Genomic DNA, 12,472 nt, shown 5'->3' on the forward strand with positions numbered 1-12,472 from the left:
CGCAACCATGTCTTGAGACTGTTCGGCTAGGAGACCATATCCGGGAGAGTTTTCCCGTTCGTGATCCGGCCAAGACCGGACGCGGCGAGCAGGAGCGGACTAAATGGACATCGAAGCGGCTGATCTTTCCAACCGGGACAGCCAGGATTTCCCCGCAATCTTCGCCAAGGTCCTGACCAGCGGCGCTCTGCCGGGCGAACTCGCCGGCATGGACGAGGACCAGCTCGATGCCGCTGCCCGCTTCGTCGCGGAGACAGCGCATAAGCGTCAGCCCGGGCACCCCGCCATCCTCGTGCAGAGCATTGGCGGAACCAGCGACGGCCGGCGGTTGATGCGGGTCGCGATCGTTAATGACGACATGCCATTCCTCGTGGATTCCGTTTCGGCCGCCATGGCCAACCACAATGTCGAAGTGAGGCGACTGCTCCACCCGGTCACGGCCGTCCGTCGCGACGAAGACGGGATACTGACCGCGCTGCTGCCGAATGGAACCGTGGGCGAGCGCCGGGAATCCCTCATCTATCTCGAAGCCGACCGCGTCGACGCACGCGAGCGCCAGGCGCTGGCCCAGACAATCCGGTCGGTCCTCGCCGATGTCCGTGCAGCGGTGCGCGACTGGCAGGCGATGCAGGTCGCGATGCGCGACGACGCCGAACTGCTGCCCGACGGGGAAGGTGCCGCGCTGCTGCGCTGGCTCCTCGATGGCAACCTGACGCTGCTGGGCCATCGCGTCGAAACCGGCGAGGACGGCGCCAGCCGGCCGCTCGGCATCATGCGGGTCGGCGAGCCCCGACTTTGGCGCGAGAATACGGCGAAAGCCGCGCTCGCCTGGTTCGAGGAAGGCGGCAGTGCCCCGCTGGTGCTGAAGTCCGATTGCCGTTCGACCGTTCACCGCCGGGCGCCGCTCGACCTGATCATCTGCCCGGTCAGAGAGGGCAAGACGATCAAGGGGCTTTCGGTCCACGCGGGGCTGTGGACCAGCGCTGCGTTGCGCACGCCGGTCGACGAGATCCCCGTGCTGCGGACGCGCCTGGCCGCGCTTGAAGAGAAGCTGGGCTTCGACCCGCGTGGCCATGCCGGCAAGGCGCTGCACCACGCGCTGTCCGAACTGCCGCCCGATCTCGTCCTGGCCCTGCCCGCCGATGCGCTGGAGCGCGTCGTCCTCAGCGCCATGTCGCTGGTCGATCGTCCCCGCCCGCGCCTCGAACTGGTGCGGACGACGCTCGGCGAGCATCTCGTCGCCATCGTCTGGCTGCCCCGCGAACTGCTGACCACCGGCAGCCGCACCGCCATAGCCGACATGCTCGGCGAGGCGACCGGCGCGACGCTGGCCAACTGGTCGTTGCAGCTCGGCGAAGGCGATATCGCGCAGATCCGCTACATGTTCGACCTTCCGCCCCATGCGGAGGTTCCCGATGGCGAGCCGCTCGACCGCCGCCTGACCGAGATGTTGCGCGGCTGGGAGCCCGCGGTCGAAGCGCAGCTTGCCGAGGTCGAGCCCGCCAACCGGGCGGCCCGGCTGGCGATCGACTATGCGGCGGCCTTTCCGGGCACCTATCGCACCCATTCGACGCCGGCAGACGCGGCGATCGACATTCTGCGCCTCAATGCGCTGCCCGACGGACAGGCCCGCGGATGCCGCCTTTATCGAAAGGAGCGCGATCCGGCCGGCCGCCTGCGGCTGAAGATCTATCGCAAGGGCGCGCTGATACCTCTGTCCGAAGCGGTCCCCGTGCTGGAGAATTTCGGCTTTCGGGTACTCGAGGAAATCCCGACGCCGCTCAACGGCGGCGAAATCGGCTATATCCATGACTTCCTGCTCGACGTCGCCGATGCCGACGGAACCGGGCCGTTGCTCGAGCGGGCCGAGATTGCCGAAGGGGCGATCGCCGCGACGCTTGAGGGCCGCGCCGAAAACGACCTGTTCAACGAACTGATCGTGACCGTCGGCCTCCAGCCCGAAGAGACCGTGCTGTTCCGCGCCTGGTTCCGCTATCTGCGCCAGACCGGCTTTTCCTACGGCCTCGGCACCGCCGTGGAGGCTTTGAAGAAGGCGCCGGGGGTTGCGCGCGACATCATCGCCTATTTCCGCGCGCTCCACCAACCCGGCCAGCGCGACGACAAGCAGGCCGAACGACTGCACGCCGCGATCGAAACCGGCCTGAAGCAGGTCAGCGCGATCGACGACGATCGCATGCTGCGTCGCTTCAGGGCGGTCGTTCGCGCCACGCTGCGGACCAACGCCTTCTCCCCCGCCGCTCAGGAAGCACTCGCCTTCAAGATCGATTCCAGCGGCATTCCCGGCCTGCCTGCGCCGGTTCCGTGGCGCGAGATCTGGGTCTACAGCCCTCGTGTCGAGGGCATCCACCTGCGCGGCGGCCCGATTGCTCGCGGCGGACTGCGTTGGTCCGACCGGCGTGACGATTTCCGTACCGAGATCCTCGGGCTGATGAAGGCGCAGGTCGTCAAGAATGCTGTCATCGTGCCGACCGGCGCGAAGGGCGGCTTCTATGCGAAGCAATTGCCGGCGCCCTCCGATCGCGACGCCTGGCTGGCCGAAGGTACCGAAAGTTACCGCATCTTCATCCGCTCACTGCTGTCGGTCACCGACAATATCGTCGATGGCAAGGTCGTCCATCCAGCCAAGGTCGTGATCCGCGACGGCGAGGATCCCTATTTCGTCGTCGCGGCGGACAAGGGCACCGCGACTTTCTCCGACGTCGCCAATGCGATCGCGGTAGAGCGCGGCTTCTGGCTGGGGGACGCCTTCGCGAGCGGCGGCAGCCATGGCTATGACCACAAGGCGATGGGCATCACCGCGCGCGGCGCCTGGGTATCGGTCCAGCGTCACTTCGCCGAAATGGGCATCGACGTGCAGAAAGACCCCGTTCGCGTCGTGGGTTGCGGCGACATGTCGGGCGACGTCTTCGGCAACGGCATGTTGTTGTCGGAGTCGATCCGCCTTGTTGCCGCGTTCGACCACCGTCACATCTTCCTCGATCCCAATCCCGACGCGGCGCAGTCTTTCGCGGAGCGCCAGCGCCTGTTCGCCCTGCCCCGCTCGAGCTGGATGGATTATGATGCGAAGCTGATTTCGAAGGGCGGCGGCATATTCCCGCGCGACCAGAAGGAGATTCCGATCTCCGCCGAGGTCAAGGCCGCCCTGGATATCCAGGACGACGTGCTCGACCCTTCTGCGCTGATCGCAGCGATATTGAAGAGCCCGGTCGATCTTCTGTGGTTCGGCGGCATCGGCACCTATGTGAAGGCCCGCTCGGAAACCAATGCCGAAGTGGGTGACCGTTCGAACGAGGCGCATCGCGTCAATGGCGAGGACATCCGCGCACGCGTCATCGGCGAAGGCGCCAACCTCGGCGTGACCCAGGCGGGCCGCATCGGCTTTGCGCTGAAGGGCGGCCGGATCAACACCGACTTCATCGACAATTCGGCGGGCGTCGACTGCTCGGACAATGAGGTCAACATCAAGATTGCGCTCAACCGCGAGATGAATGAGGGGCGCCTCCCCTTCGACGCGCGCAACGCCTTGCTCGGCCGCATGACCGACGACGTCGCGCGGATCGTGCTGGAGGACAATCGCCTTCAGACGCTGGCCCTGTCGCTTGCCGAGCGCGGCGGCGCTGACGCCCTCCCCTCGCAACTCCGCGTGATCGAGATCCTCGAAGATGCGGGCCGCATCAACCGCGCCGTCGACGGGCTTGACGGAAACGACATGCTGCTCCGCCGCGCTCAGGATGCCCAGGGTCTGACCCGCTCCGAGCTGGCGATCCTCCTGTCGCACGGCAAGCTGGCGCTGCAGGATGCGATCGAGGCGAGCGACGCCACCGACGATCCGGCGCTGGAACCGCTGCTGCTCGCGAGCTTCCCCGAGGCGATGCGCTCGGATTTCGCCGACGCGATCCGCGCGCACCGCCTCCGTCCGCAGATTTTGGCGACGAAGATGTCCAACCGCGTGATCAACCGGCTCGGCATCGTCGCTCCGTTCGAGATCGCCGAGGAGGAAGGCGTAGCCCTGTCGCAGGTCGCAACCGCCTATTTCACCGCCGATGCGCTGTTCGGGCTGGAAGCGATTTTCGAGAGTATCGAGACGGCTGAGGTCGAAGAGCAGCTTCGCCTGACCCTTCTGACGACCCTCGCCGATGCCGCCCGTTCGCATGTCGCCGATCTGTTGCGCAGCGTCGCGTCCGGAACCGATATCGGGACCGTCGTGGCGATGTTGCAGCCGGGGCTTCAGCGCCTCGATGCATCGCGCGGCGAACTGCTCAAAGCGGAAGCGCGCCAGCAGTCCGACCAGTTGCGCCAGCGGATCGACGCCGACAGGGTGGAGCCGGCCGTCATCGACGGGCTGATGCGCGTCGCCGAGATGGACGGCGCGATTGGAACCGCTGCGCTCGCGAGCACATTGTCCGCCGATGAGGTCGAGGTGACCCGCGCCTATGTCCAGTTGGGCGAGCAGTTGGGGCTCGACTGGGCGAAGGTCGCCTCCGCCCGCTTCCGCAGTGCGGATCCATGGGAGCGTCTGCTTGTCGCGGGCCTTACGCGCGAGTTCGGCCAGATCCGGCTCGACTTCCTGTCGCGCCACGGTAGCCGCGGTCCAGCCGAGGCCGTGTCGCAATGGCTCGCCAGCCATGGCGCGCGTGTCGACCAATTCCGCCGGACGATCGCCCGGGCGCGCGTGGCGGCGGCTCCGAGCGCGGCGATGCTCGCCCAGCTGGCGACCCAGGCTCGCGCCCTGCTCGCGAGATGACGCTGGCCGCCTCTCGCGGCGGCCAGCGATAATCCCGATGCAGGATGCTTGCACCCCGCTTCGCCTGTCCCTACGGTTTAGGCGAATGTCGCGGGGCGCAGCCCTGTCTTTCCCTTCGAGCAGAGAGCACGTTGACCGGTTTCAATCTGATCCTGCTGATACCGGCGGCCCTTGCGGTCCTTCTGTTCGCGTTCATCACCTTCGCCGTGCTGAAACGCACGCATGGTTCGGGGCTCGAACCTCCCGATCCGCGGCCTGCGGCCGACGGCGGCAAGCCAGCCGAACGTGGCCTCGACAACGTCCGCGCACAACCGCTTCTGGACAGGGACGCCTTTCACTCATGGCGGCTCACCGAGCGACTGCTTGCGAACCCGGATTCGGCCGGCGGCCCTCTATATCGGCTGCGGTTCACGCAGGATGCGCCTAGTTCCTCCTGGCGCGCCGGCGCCGTGGCCCGCGTCTATTGTGGCCCCGCCGGCAATCTTGACGACCCTGACTCTCCGGCCGACGCGCCGGTCGGGAGCTACATGATCGGCTCCCCGGCAGAGGACGGTATGCTCGAACTGGTCGTGCGACTTGTTCCCCTCCAGGCACCTCAGGGCGGGCGACGGTCGCGCTGGCTGTGCGAGTCGATCCAGCCTGGCGACGAGGTCCGGATCGCGATCAGCGACAGCGCCGACTTTCTGCCACCGCCCGCCGATGTCCCGCTGATCCTGATCGGCAACGCGACCGGGATCGCCGGCCTCCATGCCCAGATCAAGGCTCGCCCGGCCGGCTCGCGCAACTGGCTGATTTTCGGCGACCGCAACAGTGCCGACGACCAGGTGCTCGCGGCAGAGATCACCCAATGGGTTTCGACCGGCCATCTCGAGCGGTGCGACCTCGTCTTCCCCGGAGATGGCGAGGAGCAGAGGCTCGTCACCGACCAGATCGAGGATGCGCGGATGACCGTGATAGACTGGGCGCTGGCGGGATGCGCCATCTACGTCTGCGGCAGCAGCCTTATGGGCGATGACGTGCACGCGACCCTGACGGCCATCCTCGGCGGAGACGTCCTCGACGCGATGGCCGAAGCCGGCCTGTACAAGCAGTCGGTCTACTAATGGCTGGCGGACGGCCGCCCCCCTGTGCCGCCGCCGCCCTATGATCAGAACTGCGCGACGATCGCGTCTGCGAAGCGTCGCATATCGTCCAGCTTGTCCTGTAGCGGCTGGCTGTCTTCCTCGACCGCGTAGAGATTGCGGAAAGCCACGGCGAGGTCGGTCACACCCAGATCCTGGTAGCGCTTTATGGTGTCGATCGTGACACTGCCCATGTCGGTGGCGAATATCTTGTGGGGCGCGTCGGCCCGACCCGCCTGCTCGCGAAAGGCGTGATATTTTTCGATCAGCGGGATCAGGGCATCGATGCCGCCCCCCGCATACATCCAGCCGTCGTTCCTGGCGGCACGCTTGAGCGCCGCATCGCTATGCCCGCCGATCAGAACCTCTATCGGTTGCGTCGGTATGGGGTTCAACTTGATCGGCGGCAGATCGTAATGCTGGCCGTGAAACTCGAAATATCCGCCGGCAGTCAGCCCCCGGAAGATGGCGATGCACTCGTCGAAGCGCTCGCCCCGCTTCTCCCAGGGAACGCCCATCACGGCATAGTCCTCGGGCCATACGCTCAGGCCCGCGCCCAGCGAGAAGCGATTGCGCGTGACCGCCGCGATCGACGAGGCAAGCTTTGCCGAATAGACCGGCGGCCGCACCGGCAGCTTCAACACATTGGTGGTAAAGTGCAGCGTCTCCGTTGCCGCCCCCATCGCCGTGGCGGCGATGAACGATTCGAGGAAGGGCTTGTTTTCGAGAAACTCCCGCCCGCCGTCCGAGGTATAGGCGTAGGCCGTATCCGAAGCCTTGGGGTAGATGAGACTGTCCGGGATGACGAAGCCGAAATAGCCGGCCTCCTCGGCAGCGCGGGCCAGCGGAATATAATATTCCGGATTGGTCATGGACTCCGCAAAATGGAAACGCATCTCACCGCTCTCCCGTTCGCTCGATGGCCCTATGCGACCCCTCGGCTCTTCCCGTTTACGCGTTTGTCGAGGGCGCCCGGCGCCTAGTCAAGACCGGCATCCGGCCATTGCCGACAAGGGTCAGCGGAGCGAGCGCCCGGGTATCAGCCGGCGATGCCGGCGGTCGCGCGGCGGAACAGCCAGACGCGGATGGCGCTGGCGAGATTGGGGAGATCGTCATCCTGGACGCGTTCAGCATCGATGCGTGCGACCAGGGCATTGAGGGGAAGCCCGTCTTCCCGGGCCGCTGCGAGCAGCGCTTCCCAGAAGATCGGCTCCAAGGTGATCGAAGTGGCGTGTCCGGCGATGTTGACCGAACGCTTTACCGGACCCGCCACCCTGTTTCGATCAATACATGTGCTGGCCACCGTTGATCGACAGCGTCGACCCGGTGACGAAGCCGGCATCCTCGGCGCAGAGGAAAGCGACGCCGCGCGCGATTTCCTCGGCATGGCCGAGACGGCCGACCGGAATCTTGGTGACGATCTTGGCGAGCACGTCCTGCGGCACGGCGGCGACCATGTCGGTGTCGATATAGCCGGGGGCGATCGCGTTCACGGTCACGCCCGACTTCGCACCTTCCTGCGCCAGCGCCTTGGTGAAGCCGTGGATGCCCGACTTGGCGGCGGCATAGTTGACCTGGCCATATTGGCCGGCCTGACCGTTGATCGAGCCGATGTTCACGATCCGCCCCCAGCCGCGGGCGCGCATTCCGGGGAAGGTCGCCTTGGCCATGTTGAAGCAGCCGCCGAGATTGGTGTCCATGACCTCTTTCCAATCCTGGTAGGTCATCTTCAGCAGCGTGCCGTCGCGGGTGATGCCGGCATTGTTGACGACGATGTCGACCGGGCCGAGTTCCGCTTCGACCTGCTCGACACCGCGATGGCAGGCGTCATAATCGGCGACGTCCCACTTGTAGCTGTTTATGCCGGTACGCTCGGTGAAGGCGCGCGCACGCTCGTCATTGCCGGCATAATTGGCGGCGACGACGACGCCCGCGTCCCTGAGCGCGAGGCTGATCGCCTCGCCGATGCCCCTGGTTCCTCCGGTAACGATCGCAACACGCGCCATATAGCTTCTCCCAACAGATTCGAAGGCGATGCTAGAGCGTGAAGATGACGAGCGGAAGCGCGCAACGACAAGAAAATTAACCCCTTTCAGGGGTAAATCAAATTACCGGCGAGGCCACCCACCCTTGCAGTTCATCGCGCACCAGGCGCTCGAGCATCGTCATCCCGATCGGCGTGTCGTTCAGGCAGGGCAGAAAGGCAAAACGCTCGCCGCCGGCCGCCTCGAACTGCTCCTTGCCGCGAATGGCCAGTTCCTCGAGCGTCTCGAGACAATCCGCCGCAAAGCCGGGCGCGATCAGGGCGATTTTGCGCTTTCCGTCCTGGGCCAAGCGCGCGAGCATGTCCTCGGTCGAGGGTTCCAGCCATTTGCCGCCCCCAAAGCGTGACTGAAAGGATACGACCAGTTCGCGGCCCAGCGCACCGCCCAAAAGCCGCGCCGTCTTCTGGCACTGACAGTGATAGGGGTCGCCGAGGTGCAGCGTCCGCTCCGGCATGCCGTGGAAGGTCGCAAGGATGGCGTCGGGCTCGAAATCGAGCGCGGCGATGCCGTCCCGCGCCGAGGCGGCCAGCGCCTCGATATGAACGGACTTGTCGTAATAGGGCGGCAGCGTCCGGATCGCCGGCTGCCAGCGCATCGTACCAAGCGCTTCGAACGCCTTGTCGGCAACGCTGCCTGTCGTGGCCCCACTATATTGAGGATAGAGCGGCGCGAGCAAAATCCGGTCGCAGCCTTGCGCCTTCAGCCCCTCGAGGCGCGATGCGATCGAGGGATTGCCGTAGCGCATCGCATAATCGACCAGCACCTCGTTGCCCAATCGGGCCGCGAGGGCTTCGGCCTGGCGGCGGGTGATCGACGCGAGCGGCGAGCCATCCTCGGTCCACACCTGGGAATAGGCATGCGCGGACTTGCGCGGCCGGACGTTCAGGACGATCCCGCGAAGAATCGGCTGCCAGATAACCGGCGGTATCTCCACCACCCGGCGGTCCGACAGGAACTCCAGCAGATAGCGCTTCACGGCCGCCGGTGTCGGCGCGTCCGGCGTTCCCAGATTGACGAGAAGGACACCGACGCGGCGGGCCGGCACGGGGGGATGGTCTGAAGGAAGATGGCTCATGCGTCGGACAGGCTCAATGGAAGGTGGCGAAGTCGCTTGCCGGTGGCAGCGAAGACGGCATTGGCGATAGCGGGCGCGACGGGTGGGACCGATATCTCACCGGCACCGCCGACGCGCTCCTCCGAAGGGATGATTTCGACCCGCATCTCGGGCGTGGTGGCGAGCGTGGGCAGGTTGAGGCCGTCGAAATTCTGCGCCGTAGCCATCCCTTCGGCCAGCGAAACCGGCGCGCCGAATGCGTTGGCCAAGCCCCAGGTCGCACCGCCCTCCAACTGCTGACGGACGATGTCGGGGTGGATCACCTTGCCCACATCGGCGACGATGGTCAGGCTGGTGACGCGGATGTCGCCCCCCTCGGCGCGCACCTCGGCCATCACCGCCACATGGCTTCCAAAGCAGCTGTGCAGCGCGAATCCCTGACCCGTTCCGGCTTCCCCGCCCTGCCAGCCGCCGAGCGCGGCAGCGGTCTGCAAGCAGCGTGCGAGCCGGGGCTGTTTCGTCAGGGCCTGCATGCGGAAAGACAGCGGATCCAGTCCGGCCGACAGCGCGAGTTCGTCGATGAAACTTTCGGTGAAAAAGGCCGTGTAGCTGTTAGCGACCGAACGCCAGGCGCCGGTCCCGACGCCGATATCGACGGGTGCATGCTCGACCGCCAGCGCCGCGATCGCATAGGCCGGCACGGCACCCTCGACCGCGCCCTGATCCGGATCGAACGACGCCGCGCGCGGCTTACCGCCGAGACGGTCCATCATCTCCATATTGGACGAGGGCGTCGCGATCGTCGCCGACCAGCCGGCGATCGACGCCGCCGGCCCCAATTTGGCGCGGAGCCGTCCGAGCGCAGGCGGTCGGAAGCGGCTGTGCTGGATATCTTCGCGCCGGGGCCAAACGAGTTGCACCGGCTTGCGCAGTTTCGATGCGATGATCGCGGCCTCGACCGCCGCATCGACCTCGATCTTCCGACCGAAGCCACCGCCGACGAGCGTCGGATAGACGGTCACGCTGGCCTCGTCGCGGCCGAGCGCCTTGGCCACCGCCGCGCGGGTGAAGGGAAGCGACTGGGTCGGGACCCACACTTCCACCCCGCTTTCGCCGACACGCGCTGTCGCGGTCAGCGTTTCCAGCGGCGCCTGCGGGATCATGGGCACCGAATAGGTGGCTGTCACCACCCCGGCACCGGCCAGGACGTCATCGGGCTTCTCGCGCTCGGCGAAGCGCTTGCGCTCCTTGCCGTCGAGCGCGGCGGCCAGCGCCTTGCGGATCGAGGCGTCGTCGGGCTTCGGCCCGGCAGCCTCCCATTCTATCGCAAGTGCCTGGAGACCACGGTCCGCCGCCCACCAGTTGTTTGCGACCACCGCGACCCAGCCCGGATTGGTGAGCACCGCAGAAACACCGGGCACCGCGTCGGCATCGCCGGTAATCATTTTCGCCGGACGCACGGCGCCATAGGGGCCATGCGCGATCGAGGCATAGAGCATTCCGGGCAGGCGGATGTCCGCCCCCATCTGCGCGCTGCCATCGACCTTGGACGGCAGATCGAGACGGGGAACGTCCTTGCCGACCAGCGTCCGTTCATCCGGCTCCCGCAGCCGGAGTTCCTTCGGCAGTTCGAGCAGCGCAGCGGCAGCCGCTAGCTCGCCGAAGCGCAGCCGGTCGTTGCCGCGGACCACGAAGCCCGCTTCCGTATCGCAGGCCTTCCAGTCGATCTTCCATCGTTCGGCGGCCGCCTTACACAACAGGCTGCGCGCCGCCGCCCCCGCTTCGCGCAGCCGCGGCTCGAAGCTGCGGATCGACGAGGATCCGGCCGTCATCGTCAGATTGGCGCGCATCGCGATCTCGCGCGCCGCAAAGGCGGTTACGCCGTGCAACCACCCCGGCAGGGCCTGCTCCATGCCTTCGCGAACGACACCGATATTGGCGTAGATCGGATTGATCGGCGCCGGCTCGACCGCCACCGTACGCCAGTCGGCTCCCAGTTCGTCGGCTAGGATCTGGGGCAGCGACGTATAGACGCCCTGCCCCATCTCAGCCTGCGGCACGACGACCGTCACGCGGCCGTCGGCCCCGATCTTCAGAAAGGCGTCGAAGATCGTCTCGCCGGGCGCCGCACGCAGATTGGGAGCATAGTTGCGCGGCCAGATCGCCCAGCCGACCACCAGCCCCGCCGCGACGCCGCCGCCGATCAGAAGCTTCCGGCGGGTTATCCCCGGTCGCGCTTTTACCGCTTCGCCTTCGCGGTCCGTCCTTCCATGCATCGACCCACGATAGGCGGGCCGCCGTCGCGATGCCAGCTTCATGAAGGGGCAGGCAGCCTGCCCCGCATGCTTTTCCCCTTGGGACTGCTTGATCCGGCGATGACGCTGGCGCATGGGGCGCGCATGTCGATGCTTTCGCGCCCCGCCTCCTCCAACCCGCAGCCGCGCGCCCTGGGCGCCTGGCTTCTCGTCGTGGCGACCCTCGTCTTCATGATCGTGGTCGTCGGCGGGATCACGCGCATCACCGAATCCGGTCTATCGATCACCGAATGGAAGCCGATCAGCGGCATATTGCCCCCGCTCAACGACGCGGAGTGGGCAGCCGAGTTCGATAACTACAAGCAAATCCCCCAATATACCGCCTTCAACCTCCACATGACGCTGGACGGCTTCAAGGAGATATTCTTCTGGGAATATGTCCACCGGCTGCTCGCGCGCGGCATCGGCGCGGTGCTCGCGGTGGTTATTCTGGTCGCCTGGTGGCGGCGCGCCATCCCTGCCGGCTATGGCTGGCGCATGGTCGGCATTTTCGCGCTGGGCGGCATGCAGGGCGCGATCGGCTGGTGGATGGTCTATTCGGGCCTGTCCGAACGGACCGAGGTCAGCCATCTGCGTCTGGCGGTCCACCTCCTGGCCGCACTCACCATCTTCTCGGCGCTTGTGTGGACCGCGCTCGATCTGTTCCGGCTGGCGCGCAATCCCGCCGCCCGTCCCGCGCGACCGGCGGCGATCGGCCTCTTCGCGATCGGCATCCTCGCGACGCAGATCATGCTCGGCGCCTTCGTAGCGGGCCTGCGCGCCGGCTATGCCTTCTCGACCTGGCCCAAAATGGGGGACGACTGGTTCCCGCAGGGCGGTTGGAACTCCGTGCTCGGCCTTGCCAATCTCTGGGACAATCCGATCGTCGTCCAGTTCATCCACCGCTGGTGGGCCTGGGTCGCCGCACTCGCCGCACTGCTGCTCGCCCGACAAGCCAAGGCAGCGGGCGCCAAGGGCGCGGTCCATGCCATCGCCACCTTCCTTGTCCTCCAGATCCTGCTGGGCATCGCCACGCTGATGACCGGCGTCGATATCGTCGTCGCTGTCGCCCATCAGGGGGTCGCGGTGCTGCTGCTGGCCAGCCTGCTGTGGGCCACGCATGGCCTGGACCGCCTGAAGGTATCATAATACCACATTAATTCAGGCCCAATTTACTTGACTCAATTGGCCTC

Annotated in this window: 8 protein-coding genes; 3 read left to right on the forward strand and 5 right to left on the reverse strand. The window is 66.4% G+C overall.

The window, feature by feature from the left end:
* Positions 1–103 precede the first annotated feature (103 nt).
* Positions 104–4,765, forward strand: coding sequence for an NAD-glutamate dehydrogenase (locus tag G6P88_RS04095; protein WP_165321960.1), 4,662 nt, complete (start codon positions 104–106; stop codon positions 4,763–4,765).
* 131 nt (positions 4,766–4,896) lie between these two features.
* Positions 4,897–5,868, forward strand: a complete 972-nt coding sequence (locus G6P88_RS04100; protein WP_165321961.1) for a ferredoxin reductase domain-containing protein — start codon at positions 4,897–4,899, stop codon at positions 5,866–5,868.
* A 44-nt stretch (positions 5,869–5,912) separates the two neighbouring features.
* Here G6P88_RS04100 and G6P88_RS04105 read toward each other — a convergent pair whose 3' ends face one another.
* From G6P88_RS04105 to G6P88_RS04125, 5 genes are all read right to left on the reverse strand, one after another.
* Positions 5,913–6,758, reverse strand: coding sequence for an LLM class flavin-dependent oxidoreductase (locus G6P88_RS04105; protein ID WP_226946716.1), 846 nt, complete (start codon positions 6,756–6,758; stop codon positions 5,913–5,915).
* A 167-nt stretch (positions 6,759–6,925) separates the two neighbouring features.
* Positions 6,926–7,159, reverse strand: coding sequence for a ribbon-helix-helix domain-containing protein (locus tag G6P88_RS04110; RefSeq protein WP_226946717.1), 234 nt, complete (start codon positions 7,157–7,159; stop codon positions 6,926–6,928).
* Between the two features lie 10 nt (positions 7,160–7,169).
* Positions 7,170–7,892, reverse strand: coding sequence for an acetoacetyl-CoA reductase (gene phbB / locus G6P88_RS04115; RefSeq protein WP_165321964.1), 723 nt, complete (start codon positions 7,890–7,892; stop codon positions 7,170–7,172).
* A gap of 97 nt (positions 7,893–7,989) precedes the next feature.
* Positions 7,990–9,006 (reverse strand): ferrochelatase, encoded by a 1,017-nt coding sequence (hemH, locus tag G6P88_RS04120; protein ID WP_165321965.1) that lies wholly within the window; start codon positions 9,004–9,006, stop codon positions 7,990–7,992.
* Positions 9,003–11,261 (reverse strand): xanthine dehydrogenase family protein molybdopterin-binding subunit, encoded by a 2,259-nt coding sequence (locus G6P88_RS04125; protein ID WP_226946718.1) that lies wholly within the window; start codon positions 11,259–11,261, stop codon positions 9,003–9,005. The genes hemH and G6P88_RS04125 overlap by 4 nt, the downstream gene beginning before the upstream one ends.
* Before the next feature lie 99 nt (positions 11,262–11,360).
* Between G6P88_RS04125 and G6P88_RS04130 the strand changes: the two genes are divergently transcribed.
* Complete coding sequence (locus G6P88_RS04130; protein WP_206335853.1) at positions 11,361–12,428, forward strand: COX15/CtaA family protein; 1,068 nt, start codon at positions 11,361–11,363, stop codon at positions 12,426–12,428.
* Positions 12,429–12,472 lie beyond the last annotated feature (44 nt).

Origin of the sequence: Rhizorhabdus phycosphaerae (assembly GCF_011044255.1) — a bacterium.
Taxonomy (GTDB): domain Bacteria; phylum Pseudomonadota; class Alphaproteobacteria; order Sphingomonadales; family Sphingomonadaceae; genus Rhizorhabdus; species Rhizorhabdus phycosphaerae.